General features: G+C 54.0%; 23 protein-coding genes and 1 rRNA gene. 8 read left to right on the top strand and 16 right to left on the bottom strand.

The features are described 5' to 3' along the window. Positions 1 to 4: 4 nt before the first annotated feature. Positions 5 to 334 carry a PG0541 family transporter-associated protein gene (locus HQ37_RS07160; RefSeq protein WP_235264650.1) on the top strand — a complete coding sequence of 110 codons (330 nt, stop codon included), beginning with the start codon at positions 5 to 7 and terminating at the stop codon, positions 332 to 334. 106 nt (positions 335 to 440) lie between these two features. On the opposite strand, the gene HQ37_RS07155 is transcribed toward HQ37_RS07160, so the two are convergent. From HQ37_RS07155 to HQ37_RS07130, 6 genes are read right to left on the bottom strand one after another with little or no spacing between them, the layout of a single operon-like run. Beyond that, positions 441 to 926, bottom strand: coding sequence for a hypothetical protein (locus HQ37_RS07155; protein WP_152566816.1), 486 nt, complete (start codon positions 924 to 926; stop codon positions 441 to 443). Between the two features lie 14 nt (positions 927 to 940). Then, entirely contained in the window at positions 941 to 1,360 is a 420-nt protein-coding gene (locus HQ37_RS07150) for an SRPBCC family protein (RefSeq protein ID WP_036881849.1), read from the bottom strand. Positions 1,361 to 1,373: 13 nt separating this feature from the next. Further along, a complete protein-coding gene (gene pyrE / locus HQ37_RS07145) occupies positions 1,374 to 2,012 on the bottom strand; it encodes an orotate phosphoribosyltransferase (RefSeq protein WP_036881847.1) in 639 nt (212 codons plus the stop codon). Between the two features lie 30 nt (positions 2,013 to 2,042). Then, a complete protein-coding gene (locus HQ37_RS07140) occupies positions 2,043 to 2,837 on the bottom strand; it encodes an amidohydrolase (protein ID WP_036881845.1) in 795 nt (264 codons plus the stop codon). Further along, entirely contained in the window at positions 2,821 to 3,372 is a 552-nt protein-coding gene (locus HQ37_RS07135) for a 1-acyl-sn-glycerol-3-phosphate acyltransferase (protein ID WP_036881844.1), read from the bottom strand. The genes HQ37_RS07140 and HQ37_RS07135 overlap by 17 nt, the downstream gene beginning before the upstream one ends. 16 nt (positions 3,373 to 3,388) lie before the next feature. Beyond that, positions 3,389 to 3,679, bottom strand: a complete 291-nt coding sequence (locus HQ37_RS07130; protein ID WP_036881843.1) for a hypothetical protein — start codon at positions 3,677 to 3,679, stop codon at positions 3,389 to 3,391. Positions 3,680 to 4,038: 359 nt separating this feature from the next. On the opposite strand from HQ37_RS07130, the gene HQ37_RS07120 reads away from it, so the two are divergent. After that, on the top strand, positions 4,039 to 4,311 hold the full coding sequence (locus HQ37_RS07120) for a hypothetical protein (protein WP_052080845.1): 273 nt from the start codon (positions 4,039 to 4,041) through the stop codon (positions 4,309 to 4,311). Positions 4,312 to 4,313: 2 nt separating this feature from the next. Further along, complete coding sequence (locus HQ37_RS07115; RefSeq protein WP_052080844.1) at positions 4,314 to 5,354, top strand: site-specific DNA-methyltransferase; 1,041 nt, start codon at positions 4,314 to 4,316, stop codon at positions 5,352 to 5,354. A 51-nt stretch (positions 5,355 to 5,405) separates the two neighbouring features. On the opposite strand, the gene HQ37_RS07110 is transcribed toward HQ37_RS07115, so the two are convergent. After that, positions 5,406 to 6,776: a hypothetical protein gene (locus HQ37_RS07110; RefSeq protein ID WP_036881839.1), complete on the bottom strand. Its 1,371-nt coding sequence runs from the start codon at positions 6,774 to 6,776 to the stop codon at positions 5,406 to 5,408. 237 nt (positions 6,777 to 7,013) lie between these two features. Here HQ37_RS07110 and pnuC point away from each other — a divergent pair, with 237 nt between their 5' ends. Genes pnuC through HQ37_RS07085 form a run of 5 tightly spaced genes read left to right on the top strand, consistent with a single transcriptional unit; the run spans position 7,014 to position 10,366 of the window. Further along, on the top strand, positions 7,014 to 7,622 hold the full coding sequence (pnuC, locus tag HQ37_RS07105) for a nicotinamide riboside transporter PnuC (protein WP_036881837.1): 609 nt from the start codon (positions 7,014 to 7,016) through the stop codon (positions 7,620 to 7,622). Continuing rightward, complete coding sequence (locus HQ37_RS07100) at positions 7,615 to 8,313, top strand: thiamine diphosphokinase (RefSeq protein WP_036881835.1); 699 nt, start codon at positions 7,615 to 7,617, stop codon at positions 8,311 to 8,313. Before pnuC ends, HQ37_RS07100 begins: the two co-directional genes overlap by 8 nt. Positions 8,314 to 8,326: 13 nt before the next feature. Then, complete coding sequence (locus HQ37_RS07095; RefSeq protein WP_036881832.1) at positions 8,327 to 9,133, top strand: threonine/serine exporter ThrE family protein; 807 nt, start codon at positions 8,327 to 8,329, stop codon at positions 9,131 to 9,133. 9 nt (positions 9,134 to 9,142) lie between these two features. Then, entirely contained in the window at positions 9,143 to 9,652 is a 510-nt protein-coding gene (locus HQ37_RS07090) for a threonine/serine exporter family protein (protein ID WP_200879452.1), read from the top strand. A 27-nt stretch (positions 9,653 to 9,679) separates the two neighbouring features. Next, a complete protein-coding gene (locus tag HQ37_RS07085; protein WP_036881963.1) occupies positions 9,680 to 10,366 on the top strand; it encodes a ComF family protein in 687 nt (228 codons plus the stop codon). A gap of 85 nt (positions 10,367 to 10,451) precedes the next feature. On the opposite strand, the gene HQ37_RS07080 is transcribed toward HQ37_RS07085, so the two are convergent. The 9 genes from HQ37_RS07080 to HQ37_RS07035 form a co-directional block, all read right to left on the bottom strand. Continuing rightward, on the bottom strand, positions 10,452 to 10,898 hold the full coding sequence (locus tag HQ37_RS07080) for a S24 family peptidase (RefSeq protein ID WP_036881826.1): 447 nt from the start codon (positions 10,896 to 10,898) through the stop codon (positions 10,452 to 10,454). Positions 10,899 to 10,901: 3 nt separating this feature from the next. Next, positions 10,902 to 11,780, bottom strand: coding sequence for a hypothetical protein (locus HQ37_RS07075; RefSeq protein ID WP_036881823.1), 879 nt, complete (start codon positions 11,778 to 11,780; stop codon positions 10,902 to 10,904). Positions 11,781 to 11,805: 25 nt separating this feature from the next. After that, the gene (locus HQ37_RS07070) at positions 11,806 to 12,705 is read right to left on the bottom strand and encodes a beta-1,6-N-acetylglucosaminyltransferase (RefSeq protein WP_036881820.1); all 900 of its coding nucleotides are present in this window, start codon (positions 12,703 to 12,705) and stop codon (positions 11,806 to 11,808) included. A gap of 15 nt (positions 12,706 to 12,720) precedes the next feature. Next, the gene (locus HQ37_RS07065) at positions 12,721 to 15,114 is read right to left on the bottom strand and encodes a polysaccharide biosynthesis tyrosine autokinase (RefSeq protein ID WP_052080841.1); all 2,394 of its coding nucleotides are present in this window, start codon (positions 15,112 to 15,114) and stop codon (positions 12,721 to 12,723) included. 15 nt (positions 15,115 to 15,129) lie between these two features. Then, the gene (locus HQ37_RS07060) at positions 15,130 to 16,026 is read right to left on the bottom strand and encodes a polysaccharide biosynthesis/export family protein (RefSeq protein WP_036881818.1); all 897 of its coding nucleotides are present in this window, start codon (positions 16,024 to 16,026) and stop codon (positions 15,130 to 15,132) included. 15 nt (positions 16,027 to 16,041) lie between these two features. Then, positions 16,042 to 16,635 carry a sugar transferase gene (locus tag HQ37_RS07055; protein ID WP_081951804.1) on the bottom strand — a complete coding sequence of 198 codons (594 nt, stop codon included), beginning with the start codon at positions 16,633 to 16,635 and terminating at the stop codon, positions 16,042 to 16,044. Between the two features lie 40 nt (positions 16,636 to 16,675). Beyond that, complete coding sequence (locus HQ37_RS07050; RefSeq protein WP_036881816.1) at positions 16,676 to 17,833, bottom strand: glycosyltransferase; 1,158 nt, start codon at positions 17,831 to 17,833, stop codon at positions 16,676 to 16,678. A gap of 397 nt (positions 17,834 to 18,230) precedes the next feature. Next, a complete protein-coding gene (locus HQ37_RS07040; protein ID WP_369794065.1) occupies positions 18,231 to 18,632 on the bottom strand; it encodes a DUF2023 family protein in 402 nt (133 codons plus the stop codon). A 317-nt stretch (positions 18,633 to 18,949) separates the two neighbouring features. Then, positions 18,950 to 20,470, bottom strand: a 16S ribosomal RNA gene (locus tag HQ37_RS07035). Positions 20,471 to 20,765 lie beyond the last annotated feature (295 nt).

Genomic DNA, 20,765 nt, shown 5'->3' with positions numbered 1-20,765 from the left:
GCATATGACACCAATAGCAATGCCCCAGCGAGGGCAAGACCTCAAAGGGATCTTCATCGCTTACAATCAAGCCTATCACCCACTGATCCTTAGGCTGCTGCACAGACAGGCTCTTAGGGGCTATACCTCCTGGGAGGGAGTCCAGGGACAAGGCTCTGAGGGGGGTGAACCTCATCTAGGTAGCCATGCTTGGCCTACGATGAATCAGGCGATGATGGTCTTCGCCCCTGCTGATCGTGTCCCCGCCCTCCTCGAGAGCCTGCGTAAGCTGGACGAGGCAACGCCCGAGCAAGGCCTTCGGGCCTTTGTCTGGAGCGTAGAGGCCTCGATCTGAGGCCTCGAGCGGCTTTCTTAGGAGGGCCTGATAAGAGCAGAGCGGCTGCAGGGGGTTAACCCTGTAGCCGCTCTGTTTTGTACCCCTACCCTCGGAATGAGATCTCCTAAGGGCGAATGCTCACGACACCTCGATCTCTGTCGTAGAGGGCTCGATAGCGTCCGAGGGGGCTCTCCGCTGGGCCACTGAGGGGTGCTCCATGGCCTGAGAGTAGGTCGAAGTGGCTGTGGCACGTCTCGCAGACAGCCTCAAGCTCATCAAGGTGCAGACGATGCTCTCGACTGCGCTCAAGCGGGCAAGCGAGATCGTAGGCGAAGAAGCGATCGGCCTCGAGGGGCGAACGCACGACGATCAAGCCCCCGAGTCCCAGGGCATCGATCGAGGTCTCGGCCTGGGTAATGAGGACGACCCCCCCAGGGGTCGAGAGGGGTCGAAACCTTGGGTCAGCGAGGTGCAGTTCGTAGTGCACGGGCATTGGGGGGAAGTGTGGAAGATCCGCTTCTGCACATCCCCCGACAAGCAGTATCGAGGCGATGCAGAGGAGGGCTCTGCGTCGCCTCGATACCTGGAGATCCCTTAGGATAGAGGTCATGCGTAGGGGGGAGGCTAGTAGGGGAGGGCGGCCATGATGTCGGCGAGCCGCTCGAGGCCCTCCTGTAGCTTGCCCCCGACCATCTTCTTCATCATGAAGTTGAGCTCGGTGCGTAGGGTCAGCCTCAGGCGGGTGTCGCCTGCCTCGGGCTCGATGAGCTGTATCCAGATGGTCAGCGGGATCGGAGCACTCTGTGCCTCGAGCTTGATGGTCTTGTCGGGCTCTCGCTCGACGATCTTGAGCTCCAGCCGTCCAGCCATGGGGATGACGAAGGCACAGGTATCGCTGTCGATGGCCTCGATGTCTATCTTGCCGAGCTTGTCGGCTGGGATGAGCTCCTTGACCTTGGAGAGGCCTGAGAGGTCGGAGAGACGGGCATAGACCCGAGGGCGAGGGGCTAGGATCGTCTTGATGTTGCTGGTATAGTCTGCCATAGGGGTGTAGGGATTATTTGACGCCAGTCCACTCTGCTGGTGCTTTGCGCCACTCACGCAGCATCGCCTCGTCTTCGGGGCTGATGTAGCCTGTGCGCAGGGCCTCTTCGATGACGGCATTGTAGTGGCTCAGGGTGATGAGCTTCACTCGGGCTGCCTCGAAGTTGCGCTCGGCATCTGGGAAGCCGTGGGTGTAGATAGCGACCATCCCGAGGACTTGGCTGCCGGTCTTGCGTACGGCCTCGACGGCCTTGAGGCTGCTACCGCCTGTGGAGATCAGATCCTCAACGATGACCACTCGGCTGCCCTCGGGCATATTGCCCTCGATGAGGTTCTCCATGCCATGATCCTTGGGGGTAGAGCGGATGTAGGCGAAGGGTAGGCCTAGTAGGTCGGCCACGAGTGCTCCCTGGGCGATAGCCCCAGTGGCGACCCCTGCGATGATCTCGACCTCGGGGAAGTGCTCGCAGATGATGCGGGCAAGCTCGAGCTTGATGATCGAGCGGAGCTGTGGGTAGGAGAGGGTCTGTCGGTTGTCGCAGTAGATGGGCGACTTCCAGCCCGAGGCCCAGGTGAAGGGGGCATTGGGCTGTAGCTTAACGGCCTTGACCTCTATGAGTTTCTGTGCAATGAGTTTCTCTAAGCGTTCCATAAATATGAGTGAATTGGTCTCTAAGTCAGTTTATAGGTGTAGGTCGAAGCGGTCGGCATCTCGCCAGACGGGGAACTTCTCCCGCAGTCGCTCCATAGACTCGTAGTCGATCTGAGCGATGACGACCTCCTCGGTATGTGGTCGGCACGAGGCGACGACTGCACCTCGAGGGTTGATGATGGCCGAGTCGCCACTATGTATAAGGCCGTCGGCATCGGTGCCGACACGGTTGCAGCCGACGAGCCAAGCTAAGTTTTCCATAGCTCGGGCTCGCATTAGGGTGCGCCACACCTCGGCTCGGGCCTCGGGCCAATTAGCTACGGCCAGGATGAGGTCGTACTCGTTGTCCACGCAGCGACACCACACGGGGAAGCGCAAGTCATAGCACACGATGGGCAGGATGCGCCAACCTCTGAAATTCAGTAGTTTGCGGCTCTCTGCTGCCCGTACGCTCCTGGCCTCGCCAGCCATGGAGAAGAGGTGTCTCTTGTCCTGAGTCTGTAGGGGCTGCCCGCCGTCAATGAGGAAGAAGCGGTTGTACACCCCCTCTGCCTCTCGGACGAAGAGTGTACCCGCAATCCCCACACCTAGCCGATCGGCCAGGCTCTGCAAGCGTATGAGGCTCTCGCCCTGCATGGGCTCGGCCGCCTCGGTCGCTCCTAGAGCGAAGCCTGTAGTCATGCTCTCGGGCAGGACGAAGAGGTCTGCCTCGGTATGCTGCTGCTCGATGATCGAGACGAAGCGGTCGAGGTTGGCCTGGGGTTGCGAGGCGATGAGGTCGCTCTGCACGAGGGCGATGCGCAGGTCTCTAGGCCTTGTACTCATAGAATAGTTCGGGGTGCTTGGCCTCACTGGCATGGTACTGGTTGCGGATGTAGGCGAGGTCAGCCTCGAGATTGCCCGTTGGGGTGAAGACCTCGAAGATACCCACCTGCTTCGCTCCGTAGTCGATCTTAGCCAGCTCGATCGGCACGCCTGCTTCGAGGGCTATGTAGTAGAAGCCGTGGTGCCAATGCTCGCGTCTAGAGCGTGTGCCCTCGGGGGTGATGGCGATGTGCAGCTCCCGGCCGCTCGAGAGGAGCTCCCGAACCCGCTCTACCGTTTGGCCTCGCTGTCCTCGACGTACTGGGATGCCGCCCATGGCCCGAAGAATCCATCCGAGCGGAGGAACGAACCACTCCTGCTTCATCAAGAAGCCCGACGGTTTGCCGATGGTCATGTAGTAGAGCTTGCCGATGAAGAAGTCGAGGTTGCTCGTATGAGGGGCAACGCAGATAACGCTCACTCGGGGCGACACCTCGGGCTGGGGCAGGATACTCCAACCGAGCCGTTTGAGTAGCCACGATGCTAATGGTCGCAACACTTGCTCCTAGGTTTTAGAGCTGCTCCAGGAACTGGGTCAGACGTTCGTCGATCTGGGCCGCACGCTCGCTGATCGCCTGGCGTAGGGCCTGATAGTAGGCGTGTACGAGCTTGGGATTGTCCTTGGCGTCGGGATTACCGATGCGGCGAATGGTATCGTCCGTCCAAACGATGATCTCATCCAGGATCTCGTCTACCTGGGCAACCTGCTCCTGGGAGGCAAAGGTGCGCAGCAGCAGCCCCTGCTCGAAGAAGAAGTTGGCTAGGGATATGAATTGTTTCTTGAGGGATCTTTTACTTGCCATAGCTATAGTTTGTTTGTGGGTTGAAGACTAGAGCCTGCTCTCGGTGAGCGAGGCTCGATACCTCCACAAATGTAACCATAAATTGCCTAACTCGCTCTCGATACTCTCGTCTAGGAGCACCTATTTGAGTCTCTGTGAAGCTCCTACTTGGATCTCACCTTCGATCCTACTTAGACCTCACCTTCGATCCTACTTGGATCTCTGTGGCGATCCTACTTAGACCTCGACGTAGCCTCTACATAGCCCCCTCGGTAGGGGTAAGAGGAGAGCACTCGAAGGGGCAAGCGGAGACAAAAGAGGGTTTCGGACTTCGTCCCTCTTTCTGTACCTTTGTGCTCCAACGATGATACAGTCATGATATGAACCAGTGGTTACAGCAAAGTATAGAGTACGCCAATCAACGATCATACCTTGATGACCTATTTAGGGTCTATCCGACTATCCCTGATGGTATTAGGGAGGTCGACCAAGCTCTGTGGCGGGAGGTAGAGCAAAGCTTCGAGCTGCAAGATAATGAAGCCCTGGTGCGTGCCATGCTCAAGATGAAGCTGTTCCACAGCATCACTACAACCTACAGGGATGCTCATATTATGAGTGCCCTCGTTTTACGCAACTTCTTGTACTCCCTATAGTCATGCAAAACCTACTGATACATGGGGACAATATAGAGGGTTTGCAGTACCTATTGCAGCAGGGCTACGGGGGGAGGGTCGATCTCATCTACATAGATCCTCCCTTTGCCACGGGGGGCAACTTCACTGTCAGTGCTGGGAGGGCATCCACGATTAGCCAGGCCAAGAGCGGAACAATAGCCTATACAGACAAGCTCATCGGGGCAGACTTCGTAGAGAGCATCCGCAGGCGGCTGGTCCTCGCTAGAGAGCTCCTCTCCGAGCGAGGCTCGATCTATCTGCATACAGACTATAAAATCGGGCACTATCTGAGGGTGATGATGGACGAGGTCTTCGGTATAGATAATTTTCGAGGAGACATTACACGTATCAAGTGCAACCCCAAAAACTTCTCTCGTATCGGCTACGGCAATATCAAGGATATGATACTCTTCTATTCCAAGACGAAGAAACCGATATGGAACGAGCCCCATGAGCCCTATACACAAGAGGAGCTACAGAGACTATACCCCAAGAAGGATGCTGCTGGGCGGAGGTACACGACTGTCCCCATCCACGCACCAGGGGAAACGGATAACCCTGCTTTGTTCAAGGGCATGCTCCCGCCCAAGGGGCGACATTGGCGCACCGATGTACCAACCCTCGAACAGTGGGATCGTGAGGGGCTAATTGAGTGGTCAGAGAGGGGTAGCCCCCGCAAAATAATCTACGCTGACGAAAGGCCTGGCAAGCGAGTCCAAGATGTATGGACCTTCAAAGACCCTCAGTACCCAGTCTACCCTACGGAGAAGAATGATGAGCTGTTGGAGCGCATCATCAGCACCTCTTCCCATCCCGAGAGTATCGTCTTAGACTTCTACTGTGGTAGCGGTACAACACTTAGCTGTGCAAGCAAACTGGGACGCCATTGGATAGGAATTGACGCATCTCCCTTGGCTATACAAACGACGCAAAAGAAGTTGGGTTGGGGTGATGATGGCCTTTCTCGCCTCAGCGATGTGCTGATCTCGCTCCATCCCAGTCCGAGCCTAATGGCGGAGTAAACAAGAAACCCTCTATGACATCGTGCCATAGAGGGTTTCTGCTTTTAGTCCTTAGTGTGAACCCAGGATGGAGCGGATCATCTGCTCGAGCTGCCCCCGCTCCCTCTCGGGCAGAGCCCTCCAGGCTGCGCTCCCCCGTAGCTCTGCCCAAACGAAGGGCTTCGTCGGAAGCTCCTGGGGCAGGAGGCGGCTGAGGACGGACTCTGCATCCCGCTCATACTCTCGGGCAAGCTCTAGGGGGCTCACGCCCAGCACCGAGGCGTAGTAGTCGAAGAGGCTGGCGAAGTCGTCCCCACAGTAGTTTGTCTCTCGGAGGTGTCTCGCTACGGCGTTATCTCGCTGCCCCAGGGCCTCGAGCTTGCGGATCAGCGTGGCGTGTACCAGGGCCCTCAGTAGCCCCGCCTCCTGGGCGAGGCCATTGGGCAGCTCGCCTACATGGCTCAGGCGTATCTCCAGGGTTTGGCTGCTCGTGCTGCCAGGGCTTTGGGGGCGGAAGAGGGCTACCCAGCCCCCTGGCTGCGTCTGATAGCCTCCACGCTCTGTGTCTAGGTACTCCAGGCTCCCACGAGAGAGGATGATGTCCTCCAGCCCCTGAGCCTCTTGCTGCCCGAGGAGGCGAGAGCCCCAGGCGTAGAAGCGCATGAGGGTGAGGAGCTTCTCTGCCCACTCCTCGGAGGAGGAGTACGCTAGCTCTTTCGTGGCCCTGATCCTAGAGAAGTCTTGGGGCGAGGCACTCAGCTGCCTGAGTTGGGACTGCTTCTCGTCTCTAGGGAAGATATGTGGGCCTGTGTACTTCTTGCCATTGAAGCCTAGGTGTGGAGCATAGATAGGTCGGTAGAGGTCGATATTGATCCTCCCCTCTCCATTCCCGAAGTGTCTGAAATAGAGATCTCCGCACTTGACCGTTGGGTTGTCTAGGTCGGTGCTCTTGTACCCGAAGCTGTAGATGTTCACTTGGTCGCTATATGTCCCATGGTAATGTCCTGCCTTCCACTCTGTATAGCCAGGGTGCATGAACTCATTGTGCTTGTCGCTGCCCTTGTCGTAAGCCCTAAAGGCTAGGCGTAGCTTGTCTGAGAAGTAGTGATACTTTTTCTCCCGATCAGGGTCGTACCCCTCCTCGTCGAAGCTCGTGATGTAGGCGCAGCTGTCTCGGGAGATGAAGAACTCGTAGAGCTTACCCTCTGCCTCCCCCTGCCAGTAGCCGACGAAGGGCATGAGCTCCCCCTTCGTGTCCTTGAGGTAGACATCCTGCTCGTGAACCCAATATCTATAGGATGTTCCTCGACCAGATCGGATGATCTTTGTCTCCTCCTCTAGGGGGACGATGAGGGCGTTGCCCCTGGGTTTGCGTTCCTGGGCCGAGGCTGTAAGCACCGAGGCGAGGAGGATGAAGGCTAAGGATACTTGTCTGAAATCCATGTGGCTATTTTCTTGATTAGATGCCTGTGATTTGCTTGTGAATGTAAGGACTTCTGAGCATCCCTACAAGGCCTATCTACAACTATCTGCCCACAAGGGTAGACGAGTGCTCACTAGAGGCATCCATTGTCCTCTTGGGCAGGCCACTTGTCCCTGGGGGTGGAGAAGATTGGGCCAAGTCCACTATCTTTGTAGTTGTATTATCAACACCTCCCTAAACAACGCAACCTCTTATCTATGGAATGGCTTCATGCCCTATGGACGTTTGTCCTCGAGCATCCTCTGCCCCTTGTCGCAGCACTGATCAATTTCGTTTGGGTTTACCTAGAGTATCGGGCCAGCATTTGGCTCTGGCCCGTAGGTATCCTCCTGCCCCTGCTCTATATCGCTGTCTCGTGGCAGGAGCGGGTCTACGGCAATCTCGTGATCAATGTCTATTACCTCATCACTAGCATTATTGGCTGGGTGGTGTGGCTCAGGAGCAAGGGGCAGGATGACGAAGAGCTCCCCATCACTACGACGCCGACCCGTGTGGCTGTGTGGGGGACGCTCTCCGTCTTCCTACTCTCTTGGCCTGCCTACTGGTTGCTCTCCTCCTACACCGATAGCGCCCTGCCCTGGGCCGATGCCCTGGCCACCGTATGGGCCTTCGCAGGGATGATCATGCTGGCCCGCAAGTGGCGTGAGCACTGGGTATGCTGGATTATCTCCAACTTCCTCTATGCCCTAGTCTTCTATACCTCGGGCGATGCCATTACGACCTTTGTCATGCTCGTGAACCTCTGTGTCGCCCTCATGGGCTACAGACACTGGGGTCGCCTCCAGCGACAGCAAGCCCATGAGTAAGTACTTTCCCAAGCTCTCGGCCGATACCTCGCCCAAGACACTCATCCTGGCCAATGGAGCCTACCCCAAGTGTCCCTTAGCTCTCGAGCTGATCCGCCGATGGAGCGAGGGGGGCGAGGGCTATCGCCTCATCTGCTGCGATGGGGCTGTCAATAAGCTCCTGCAGCATACTGGCCTCCTGCCTGATGCTGTCGTGGGCGATCTCGACTCCATCTCGCCCGAGCTCCGCAGGCAGCTCGAGGGACGCATCCATCACCGCCCCGACCAAGAGACCAACGACCTGACCAAGGCCATGAACTTCGTAGCCCATGAGCTGAGTCTGAGGGCTGTTACCCTCCTGGGGATCTCGGGCGGGCGAGAGGATCATCTCCTAGGCAATATCGCCCTCTTGCCAGGCTACGCCTCTATGGTAGACGAACTCCTGGCCTTGACTGACGAGGGACACTTTCGCCTGATCTCCTCACCCTCTGTGCTCGAGGTCGAGAGAGGGCAGCAGGTCTCCCTCTTCGACTTCTTCGGCTCTCCTCTCACGGCTCGAGGGCTACACTGGCCCCTGGAGAGCTTCCGTTTGCCCTATCTTTGGTCGGGGACGCTCAATCGTGCCGACCAGGAGGAGATCTACCTCGAGGCCGAGACCCCTCTCCTGGTCTTCTTAGCCAAGCAGTGCAAACCCCTTAACCACGAACCTTAACCCCCCTTATCCTATGCACAGCCCTACAGCCCCCCAGCCCGAGCAGGAAGAGCTCATAGACTTCCTCTTGCGCTTCGCCACGGTACAGACCAGCGTCGGGGTACAGACTTCCCGTATCGTCCTCAATACGACCCGCATCGCAGAGGCCTATGGTTATGAGGCCAATATCATGATGTTTCAGCGCAACATCGCCATGACGCTTAGCTCCAAGAGCCAGGGAACTAAACCTCTGGTCTGCAACCACCCCATTACGGCTCTAACCCACCACCGAGCTCGGCCACTGAACTTCTATCTCAATGCCGAGCTGAGCCGCCTGAGCTGGTTCGCCTACGACAATCGTCCTAGCCTCGCTGAGCTCGAGGTGCGTATGCAGCAGATCCTCGACCATGAGCCGACCAATCGCTGGCTCATCCTGCTCCTCATTAGCCTGGCCAATATGGCTTTCTGCCGCCTCTTCGGTGGGGATCTGCCTGCAATGCTCTTCACTCTGCTGGGTACGGCGGCAGCCTTCTACCTACGCCAGGAGCTCAATCGTCGCCATGCCTATCATTATCTTGTGGTTGTGGTCGCCTCCTTCGTCGCCTCCTTCGTCGTAGGCCTAGGGGTGTGTCTGGGGTGGACAGCAACCCCTCAGATTGCGCTCAGTACGAGCGTCCTCTTCCTCATCCCTGGCGTTCCCTTCATCAACTCGATGATGGACTTCTTCGATGGCTATATCCTCAACGGGATCTCCCGACTGGTGAATGCCCTGCTGATCGTCCTAAGCCTCAGCATTGGGCTCAGTGTCTCGCTCCTCCTGCTCGATCTCTCACTTCTCTAAGCCCTCTGTATTATGTCTCTCGATCTTTTGGCTATACTCGAGGATGGCCTCTTCGCCGCCATCGCTGCTATTGGCTTCGCTGCGGTGTCTAATCCTCCTCGTAAGTCCTTCATCTACGTCCCTATACTAGCAGCTCTGGGACATATGTTTCGCTTCGTGCTGATGAGCTATCTGAGCTTCGAGATCGCTGTAGCTTCGTTCTTTGCAGCTATGCTGACAGGCTTCGTCGGGATCTTCTTCGCCTACAAGGCTCGTTACCCCTCGGAGGTTTTCTCTTTCCCCGCCCTCTTGCCAATGATCCCAGGGATGTTCGCCTACCGCTCTCTCCTGGGTATGATCCAGTTCATGCGTACCACAGACGAGGCCCTAAGAGGGGAGTATCTCAATGTGATCCTGAGCAATGCAATCACGGCAGCCTTTGTCATGATCTCGCTTGGTATCGGGGTAGCGATCCCGATCTTTATCTTCTACCGACAGTCCTTTCGGATGACCCGAGCTCGAGAGGAGGAGCGGAGGTAGCCACTCTCCCTCCTCTTGCCCCAGGCTATGCGTTGGCCCGTCGTCTGCACCCTCCTCTGGGACTACATCTACCCTCGGCTATGCCCTGTGTGCGATGCCCGTCTTGCGCCCCATGAGTGGGAGGTCTGTGCCCCCTGTGCCTTGGCCCTGGAGCGTTATTACCCTGTGCTTCACTGTGCCCATGAGCGGCTCTATGGCTCGCCTCTCTTTCGCCAGCTCTACAGTCTCTGGGCCTATCGGCGAGGCACAGGGGTACAGCGCCTCATCCACGCCCTCAAGTACCATGGCCACAGATCTCTCGCTGGGCACATCGTCCGCATGGCCCTCCTGGGAGGTGTGCGCCCCGAGGGTCGCTACGATGCCATCATCCCCGTTCCCGTCTCGCCCGAGCGTAGACGCCGACGGGGCTATAATCAGTCCGAGCTTCTCGCTCGAGCCCTATCCGAGGAGCTCGGCGTGGAGATCCTTACCTCGGTCGTTGAGCGCAGGCGAGGAAGCCATTCGCAGACCCACCTGCACAAGATCGAGCGCATATTCAACGCTAGAGAGGCTTTCATCCTCTCGGATCGAGCCTCCGAGGCCCTTAGGGGGCGGACGATCCTTCTCGTAGACGACGTTCTCACGACGGGCTCTACACTCATGAGCCTGTGTGATCTACTCGAGGAGGTTGGCGTCGAGGTGGTCGATGTCTATGTCGCTGCCGTGGCCCTCTAGCCCCTGCCCCAAAGCAAACTCCCCACTCCTCCAAGAGCGGGTGTGCTCTCGGAGGAGTGGGGAGATCGGCGAGGGCTGTCAGCCCTTAGCCTAGATGGCGGTAGAGATAGAGCAGTGCCCTGCGGGCCATCCCATTGCTAGGCCATAGGCTCTGGCACATACGCCAACGCCAGTGCTTGGGGCCTATATGCAGGCCTCGATGCTCGAAGTAGACGAGCTCGGCGAGGGCTCCACTCCTGTGGATGATCTCTCGTTGATAGGGGTTACCATCTCCTCTGAGGGTGATTCGATTCCCCTCTACCCGCTCAATACGGTGGATGACGTAGAACCCCTCATTCGTTCGCCCGAGGATGATGTTTCCTGGGACGATAGAGCTTTCGCTGAGGGCTCTGAGGTATAGCGAGTCCTCCCCACTGTGGATCAGGGGGAGCATGCTCCGCCCCTGTGCCCCAATGCAGACGGTCTTCCCTTGGGCTATTTGCTCTAGGATTTCACTGAAAAAGGCCTCTTTGGGTAAAACCAACTTCTTCATTGTCTAGTCAAGCAGTGAGCGGGTCAGGCGTACAGCCTCCTCGTCTGCTCGGCAGTCGAGATGATAGACAGGTATGCACTCGAGGATGTCTGCCACAGCATTGAAGATCTGTTGCTTGCCCTCTCGGTCGAAGCTCAAGCCGGCGACCGAGGAGAAGAGCGAGTTGAGGGCCTCTCGGCCATCACACTTGATGAGCCTATTCTCCGTATGCTGGTAGAGATGGACGAAGGCCACTACCTCCGCCCATTCATTGCGGTAGCAGGGCGTACTGCCGCTCCAGGGAGCTCCGTAGACCCTGACTTGCCCATCAGGCATCATGCGCACAATCGGCTCATCGTCATTGAGTAGGGTACATCCAGGGATGTACTTCTGCCACAGACGGCTATGGGTACTCTTGCCCGTGCCACTGACACCTAGGAAGAGGAGGGCCTTGCCTCTGAGTTCCGTTACAGAGGCATGTACCTTGAGGTAGCCCAGCTTGGCCGTCGCTGCCCCATAGGCAATGAGGATAAATCGGTTGAGGTATGCTGCCATCCCCCTAGAGGTCAGGGGTAGGCCGCAGCGCATCTCTCGCCAGTGTTTATCGATGACGAAGCTTAGAGTCCGCTCTCCGTCGCTCATCTCTGCCCGATAGTGGTGATCGTCTCTGAGGTAGACCCTCCATACAGTCCGATAGTCCTTGGTCGTCTCGACTAGACGCTCTCGTTCTACATCGGGCTGGATGGGCTCATTACCCCAAACCTCGAGCAGAACCCCTACGTCCTGAGGCAGGGAGGCGAGGCGAAAGGGGGCAAAGTTTGGAAGTAAGGCCGCTGTTTCCCTCGCCGAGGGGGTGTGCAGTACAACGATCTGTTCGGCTATTTGATATATGAGTTGCTCCATGAATTTGTATTGCCTTGAGCTCTAGTTAGCCCAAGCGTTTGTATAGCTCAGTAATGATCTCGGCATCCACTGAGGTGCTGAATTTGCGAGCGAAGAGGTTCGGACTGCAGAGCAATTGGTCTAGATCCTTGAGCCTCCATACCTCGGGTGAGTTAGCATCATCCCTCCAGTAGATCTCTCTGAGGCAGGCATCGTCTCGATAGCCCTCCTGGCTTCTATCCTGGCTTGGGCGGTAGAGCCGCTCCCTAAATGGGGAGTCCCAAAGTAGGGACTGAATGAAGATCTCATCCCCAGAGCGGGTGTACTTGTATCGCTTGACAATCTGCTCCCGATGTTCTAGGAGGTAGTCTACGAAGCTCTCGGTAACGCTCACCCAGTTAGCCCCTTTGTAGATTGTCCAGGGGAAGTCCCTCTCCCCGAGGAGAGCTGTGAGTAGGTCGCCAACAAGGTATCTGACCTTAGCCACGAGTATGCTCAAGAGACGAGGACGGATCTTCTCCCAGCGCAAGCCAAGGTGGTAGCGAATGACCTTCAGACGAGCATCGCCACGATGCCCCTCCTCTTGCCAGTAGGAGACGAATTCCTTGCCTTTGTGCTTAGAAAAGAAGCGATGGATCTCCTGCTGAGACTTGATCGGCAGATCAGAGCCCGAGAAGACGTGGTAATAGGCATATCCACCCCTCTGGCGAGCCTGAGCAAAGAGCTCGAGCTCAGTCTCCACCATCCCATGATGCCCCCAGTAGATCTTGCGACGGGGGCATCGGTAGAGCCCCGCCTTAGTCGTCGAGAAGTCCTCCGGAGAGAAATCCTTGCACTTGCGGTCAATGTGCAGATAAATATCATTCTGCTCATGATCGAGCATAGCGATAAGCGTCTTTAGTAGACCCTTATCGCTATGTGCAAAGATTAGAAAAGCATGCCTCATGCTCTCAGTCCTCTATCAAGATACGAAGAACATCTTCATTCGCTCGACAAACCGCTTACGCAGGCTCTTCTTACCTAGATGACCATATCCATAGCCATATCCGTAGTAGCCATATCCATAGCTATATCCATATCCATAGCTGCTGCTGTTGTGGTTCACCCCGTTGAGGATGATGGCCATATTGGTCAGCACCTGCTCCTGGTACAGACGCTCGAGCTCCGGAAGCATGCGTCTATCCATCCTCTCGGCTCTAATGATGAAGAGGGTGAGATCGGCAGCTCTATTAACGATGCTCGCATCCGCTACGACTCCGAAGGGTACATTGTCCATAATGACATAGTCATATCGGCGGCCGAGCTCATCAATGAGGGAGTCCAATCTCTTGCTAAGGAGCAGCTCGGTAGGATTGGGAGCAATAGTCCCTGCAGGAATTATCGAGAGCATCTCGCAGTTGGGATCTTGTTGGATCAACTCATCTATAGATACATCCATTCCCGAAAGGTAGGAGGTAAGCCCCATATTGTGCTCAAAGTTGAGCTTACGGGTTAGTGTGCGCTTACGGATATCTATGTCGATCAGAACCACCGATTTCCCAGCAAAGACAAGACTCTTGGCCAAGTTGTAGGAGATGTAGGACTTCCCTGCCTCTGCTCCGAATGAGGTCAGTACAATGCGCTTGGGCATCACCCCATTCTGCCCCATGAAATCCATGTTACTGCGAAGGATGCGGAAGGCCTCGGAAGTAAGATCTGTTCCCTGTTCGGAAACCCCAATCCCTTCTCCTCCCTTCTTGGTCGTATTGAGGGGAATTTCACCTAAGAAGGGTAAGCTCACTTGATCCACAACGTCTCGACGAGAGTGGATCTTGGTGTCGGTCAAGAGCTTTAGGATCGCATAGGCAGCAGGGATAAAGAGTCCAAGCACGATTCCCAGCAGGATAGAGCGGCTAGGCACTGGAGAGATTGGTGCACTAGTCCCCACGCCGAGGTCAAGGATGTAGGCGTTGTTGTTGGTGATCGTTTGGGCGAATAGGTTCTCCTCTCTCTTACTCAGGAGCTGGGTATAGAGGGCCTCCTTCATTTTGTATTGACGCTCAGCATCTAGCCATTGACGCTCCTTGGGTGGTAGGGTTACCAGCTCGGCATAGGCCTGGTTGTCTTGATACCTCATTTCCTTGAGCTTGATGCTGATGGCTGCTGCCGCATCTTTAAGAGCACGGGCTACAGCCGCACGGGCTACGTGCATGGACTGGTTATAACGCTCGACGATAGGGTTGTCCTGAGAGGCACCTGTGGCCTGCATCCACAGATCTCTCTCTTGTTTGATCTGATTGAACTGTCCGATGCTCTCGTCTAGAGCTGGAGACATGATGCCAATGTTTAGAGGCAGGAACTCGTTAGTCTTACTCGCGTCTTTTAGGTAAGACTGCATGTAGGCTATAAGACGTTCTTGTGCTTCGAGTTCGATACGCCCATTCTGATTGGTTTGCGTCCTGTTCATGTAGCTTTCGGCTAGTGATGCAGGATTGATAAATTGGTTCTCGATCAGGAGTTCCTCCCGATTGTTCTCCATACTCTCGAGCTCCTCTTCAAGGGAGATAAGACGATTGTTGATGAACTCCGTGGTGTTGACCGAGATTTGGGTCCGGAGCGTGTTTACCTCCTCGTTATAGGCCTCTACGAGTGCTCCTAATAGGTCGGTAGCCTTCTGCTTGGAGGCTTCTGTAATGGATAGGCTTAGGATCGTCGCTCTACCCTCAGGCTGTCCAATACTGAGGGAGCCTTGGTACGCAACGGCCAATGCTGGTACAGGTACTCGGCTCACTTGGATCTGTCGGGCAATCCAGGGAGAGGTATAGTTGGGATTTGGCTCTATGATTAGTCTATTTTTGCCGATACTGATGGTGTCTCCGAGAAGGAATATATGCTCCTCTTCATTGTAAGAAACAGAGACTTGGTTTTCATCTTTGTAGCTGACAAAGAAACTGTCGTATAGCTCTAAGGAATCTACAAAACTCACCCGTATAGGGGAGGCTTTGTAGAGTTCGATCATACGAAATTCTTTTTTATACTTATAGCTTACCTGTGCATCTATTTTCTTGAGTGCGTTCTCAATGATACGCTGACTTCGTAGTATCAGACGTTCATTCTCGATGTTGGCTCGTCCGCGTTGTCGAGGATTGATGAAGTCAAAATCTATGGAGGTACGCTGAGAGGGATCCTGGATGATGACCGTTACCTCGCTCATGTATGTGTAAGGTTGCTGGGCAGAGCGGTAGTACATATATCCTGCACAGATCAGCACAGATAGAACAAACCACTTCCAGTAACTCACCAGGTATCTCAGAACGTCAAGGAGATTGACATCTGATACCTGCCTTATGATCTGTACCCTCTTTGTTTCTTTCATAGGAGCTAAATGGATTTACTTCTTGTTCACAAATAGAGCCAGTGCAACAGTGATCGTTGATAGAGCGGAGAAAAAGTACGAGCCGAGTTGTAACCCTCGATCGAGGGAACGCTCGCCCTTGTATCTATGCTCTACGTAGATGATATCGTTCTGCTTGAGGTAGAAGGCCGGTGAGGCAAAGAGGCTCGCAGATTTGAGATTGACCCTATAGGTAGTGTACTTGTCATTCTCCTTGCGGATGACATTGATACGATCGATCTTTGCCTGTACAGGCAGATCTCCAACCATGGCAATGGCCTCTAGGATGTTGATCTTATCCCGCTCACGTACTCGAAGGACACCCCCTCCAGCTGCGTTAAACGCCGTGAAGGCATAATCTCCCCCTTGTTGCCCTCCGCCTAGGTAATCTCTAGAGCCAGCTGCTCCCAACTGTTCTGAAACAGCTCCAAGTAGGAAGATAGTGAAGTTGTCTAGCACGACATGCACATCAGGATCTTTCATATACTTGCCTAGGAGAATCCTCTCCCGCAGAAGCTCTGAGACCGCCGCTGTGGTCATCCCTACTACCTTGATCCGCCCGAGTACGGGGAAGTCAATTGTCCCATCTCGCTTGACTGTATAGCCGATCTGAGGGGCTTGACTGGAGACTGCAGCCCCGCCGCCGCCTTGTTGGCCAGGCATAACGTATCCCGCCCCGTTGAATGGTGCTGCCAGTTCGAGGAATGTAGAGTTTACCTTGACCTTGATACGGTCGCCTACCTGTAGCTTTGTCTCTCTGTCATAAGCTACTGCATACTGCTGAGCGAGCTCAACATCTTGAAGGTAGGTGATAGTTTTTCTAGTAGTACAAGAGGTCCCAAGAGTGATCACTGCGAGCAGTGCAAGCACGGCGTGCTGATATCTTATAGTCATAGATCTATCGATGAGTTAGAATTTCTTTCCAAAGATAATAGAGAATGCTGTTAGAACAATGATTTTTATGTCAAAAAATATGGATTGCTTCTCCAAGTACTCAAGATCTAGCCTTAGCCTCTCGAGCATCTTCTCGATCGTATCGGTGTAACCGTTGTATAGAGTAGCATAGGAGAAGAGCCCTGGACGCATCGCATAGAGGCGTACATAGTCGGGGTTTTGCTGAATAATTTGGTCAATGAAGAACTTACGCTCGGGTCTGTAGCCAACGAAAGACATGTCTCCACGCAACACGTTCCATAGTTGAGGGAACTCGTCAAGGTGATGGGCTCGAATAAACCGCCCGATCTTGGTTAGCCGAGGGTCTTCGTCCTCTCCCAGGTATAATTGGGGGGCATTGTCGAGTTCTGCATCCATGCGCATGGAGCGGAATTTATACAAAGTGAAGGGCTTGCCTCGGTAGCCAATTCTCTCTTGACTGTAAATGATATCGCCGTGGGGATCTTCCCTTTTGATTGCAATGGCGATGATGAGCATAACGGGGGAGAAGACGATCATGGAGATCGTCGCCATGACGATATCTAGTAATCTTTTGATATAGGCTTGCATATTTACCTGAATAAGTACAATAGTGTCTAATCTGGGATTCCTATATGGTGGCTGGGTTCATCGAAATAAACGGAGAGTGATTGTCTAAGAGCTCTTCATATAAGCGAAGCAGGCGGTCGATCATATCCTCGCTGCGAAACATCATACGATATCTAGCTTTGGCGGCTAGTGAATAGCGGGTATAGGTCTCGGGAGTTTGGCATATCTGCTGGATAGCCTTTGCAAGGCCTACGGCATCGCAGACTGGGGCGTTCAGCCCCGATACCCCATGCTCATTGACCCAGGATACCCCTGAGCCAGGGATGTTGGTGCTGACTACAGGCTTGCCCGAAGCCATGGCCTCTACCTGTACGATAGCATAAGCCTCAGTTTTTATGGTTGAACTGAGGCAAAATACATCGCAGGCATGGTAGTAGGCCCCTATCTCTTCGTTAGCAACGTAGCCTAGTAGGTGAACCTTATCCTCTAGGTGCAGCCGATGTATTTGTTCCTCTAGCTGGGGCATGAGTTCCCCCTTGCCTCCGATGAGGATCACGTAATCATCTCCGAGGATCTCTGCAGCCGAGATTAGGTATTCGTACCCTTTGTACTCGACTAGTCGCCCCATGGACAAAATGATCTTTTTGCCTTGGTAACGCTCTCTGATCCTAGCTATATCTTGCAGACAGGCTTGCGGCTCCTGTACGCCGATAGGCAGGTAGGAGACCTTGTCCTGAACACGCTTTAGAGCAGGGGACTCGGCTACGTATGTGGGGGTAGTCCCAACGATCCGATCTGCTCTATGGATGAGCCAGTTCTGTAGTGGTGCGTAGAGCTTGAGAAGATTCTTTTGCTTGACAATATCACTGTGCCAATGGAGGATGACACGACCCCTATATCCCGACATAAAGAGGGCCAGGGCAGCCATAGGGTCCGGATGGTGTATGTGGATGATGTCGTAGTCTCGACAGATCTTGCGCAGCTTGAAGATCATGCCTGGTGAGAGCATGGTCGCTGCTTTCTTTGTCCAAGTTGGGGTCTTGATGATACGTCCATATCCGTTGAGGCTAATCTCGTTGGTACTACCATCTTCGGAAGCGCATAGCATATCACACTCATATCCTCTACAGGATAGACCACAGGTGAAGGCTTCCATGACCTTCTCCACCCCGCCTCTAATGGGATGGAATTTCCCTAGTTGTAATACTCTGTACGACATTATTCCTAACTTAATATATTTTGTATCAGTAGGAACTGAACGCAGCACGCCCACGCTATGGCGGTTACATGACCCCCAGATGGGCTTCTTGAGATGTCATACGCACATTCCCTCCCACAAAGTTACACATTTGTTTACAGAGGGGCAAGCGTTGGGAGGGTTTATTTGTGAGATAAATGTACTTGTGGATCCTTTATATCCTTAAGGACAACCTGATATTCTGCTTTATCTTGTGGACGGGTGTGGAGATATTGGCTCTATTTGTGTGTTTCCCATGCAATATAACTTTGCTGAGAGGTGGATATGACCGATTTTTTTACATTCTGACAGAGAAGCTCCCTCCTCTTTTTAGATCGTACTCCTTTGGCTAAGGAGGAGTCTCGGGCCAAAGGGTGGACTAGAGGTTAACTCGCTTTTGGTAACGTTCACATTGGCCACAGAGGTCGTAGCCGAGGAGTGTGCCGAGAATGAAGTCTTGCTCTGCACTCAGCTCGTGAAGGTAACGATCTCGCAGGAAGTAGCCTACGGTCTCAATACAGGCCTTGTGTCCGAAGAAAAGGTTCACCCTAGAGAGCTTAGGTGTGGGTTGCGTGAAGTGAGCGATCCCTCGAGCCTCGAGTTTGCGCAGGATCAGGCCCAGCTCACCCTTATCGAGGGTGCAGAGGACCATGCTTCGAATGCCCTTCTCATATTCGTAGATATGATGGATGGCAATGCGTTGCATTGTTGTCTCGCTAGAGGTCTGTGCGACGGGGTAATCTGCTAGCCCACGTGTTAGGTAGTCTACTGTCTGCTCCATAAGTTTTGTTAATCCTATCTCGCTCCCCAGGGTTAGGGTGGGGAGGTGAAGACAAAATTAGAGCATCCCAAGAGTCCGAACCATACCTATAAGTAGGGAAATGTAGGCAGATGCCTCACTATATGAGAGGATAATGCACTAGATAGTTCGTATTCTCTCTGATATATTCGGATAAAAACCCAGTCTTCTTTTTAGAGGACTGGGTTTTTGATGAGAAAGAGATCTGAGATCGATATTGACGAAGTGTAGTCAATTGGCGTTTTTGGGACGCTGAACCTTGAACTATTGAGAACCCTGATCCTCATTAAGGTCTCCAGAAAGGAGGTGTTCCAGCCGCACCTTCCGGTACGGCTACCTTGTTACGACTTAGCCCCAGTTACCTGTATTACCCTAGGCCGACCCTTGCGGTTACGGACTTTAGGTACTCCAGACTTCCATGGCTTGACGGGCGGTGTGTACAAGGCCCGGGAACGTATTCACCGCGCCATGGCTGATGCGCGATTACTAGCGAATCCAGCTTCATGGAGTCGAGTTGCAGACTCCAATCCGAACTGTGAAGAGGTTTAGAGATTCGCATCTGGTCGCCCAGTAGCTGCCCTTTGTCCTCTCCATTGTAACACGTGTGTCGCCCCGGATGTAAGGGCCGTGCTGATTTGACGTCATCCCCACCTTCCTCACGCCTTACGACGGCAGTCTCTGCGAAGTTCCCAGCATAACCTGATGGCAATCGCAGACAGGGGTTGCGCTCGTTATGGCACTTAAGCCGACACCTCACGGCACGAGCTGACGACAACCATGCAGCACCTACATAGATGCCCCGAAGGGAGAACGGCTTTCACCATCTGTCATCTACATTTCAATCCCGGGTAAGGTTCCTCGCGTATCATCGAATTAAACCACATGTTCCTCCGCTTGTGCGGGCCCCCGTCAATTCCTTTGAGTTTCACCGTTGCCGGCGTACTCCCCAGGTGGATTACTTAACGCTTTCGCTTAGGAGCATACTGTATATCGCATACGCCCAGTAATCATCGTTTACTGCGTGGACTACCAGGGTATCTAATCCTGTTTGATACCCACGCTTTCGTGCTTCAGTGTCAGTTGTACCTTGGTAAGCTGCCTGCGCAATCGGAGTTCCTCGTGATATCTATGCATTTCACCGCTACACCACAAATTCCGCCTACCTCATCTACACTCAAGCTCGCCAGTATCAACGGCAATTTCGGAGTTGAGCTCCAAGATTTCACCGCTGACTTAACAAGCCACCTACGCACCCTTTAAACCCAATAAATCCGGATAACGCTCGCATCCTCCGTATTACCGCGGCTGCTGGCACGGAGTTAGCCGATGCTTATTCATAGGGTACATTCAATTCAGTACACGTACTAACCATTATTCCCCTATAAAAGAAGTTTACAATCCATAAGACAGTCATCCTTCACGCGACTTGGCTGGTTCAGGCTCGCGCCCATTGACCAATATTCCTCACTGCTGCCTCCCGTAGGAGTCTGGTCCGTGTCTCAGTACCAGTGTGGGGGTTCAACCTCTCAGTTCCCCTACCCATCGTTGCCTTGGTGGGCCGTTACCGCACCAACTAGCTAATGGGACGCATGCCTATCTTACAGCGAATTTCTTTCCTCAAAAAAGGATGCCCCCTCTTGAGAATACGCGGTATTAGTCCGTCTTTCAACGGGTTATCCCCCTCTGTAAGGCAAGTTGCATACGCGTTACGCACCCGTGCGCCGGTCGCCAGCAGACCGAAGTCCCTGCTGCCCCTCGACTTGCATGTGTTAAGCCTATCGCTAGCGTTCATCCTGAGCCAGGATCAAACTCTCCATTGTCAATCTATAATGTTTTGTTTGTTCTCTGTTTGTTGCCCTAATGAATTACTATTCCTAGATCTATCAAAGTTCTCGTTCAATTGACGGTTTAGTTTCCCTAAACGTTTCTTGTACTACACTTCTGTTTGTCAATATCAAATATCTCAAAGATCTCTTGCGTGATCACAACCAGGACTTTAACCCAGTCGAACCTAAGACAAGCGTTCCCGCTCGGGCAGACAACCTTTCTGTCGTTTGCGAGTGCAAAGATAGAGCAAAAGTTTTATTCCCTCCAAATATTCACAAAAGATTTTTT

This window comes from Porphyromonas sp. COT-239 OH1446, from assembly GCF_000768875.1.
Lineage (GTDB): Bacteria > Bacteroidota > Bacteroidia > Bacteroidales > Porphyromonadaceae > Porphyromonas.
The sequence above is the reverse complement of the archived record's forward strand: the minus strand, read 5'-3'. Positions and strand labels throughout refer to the sequence as shown.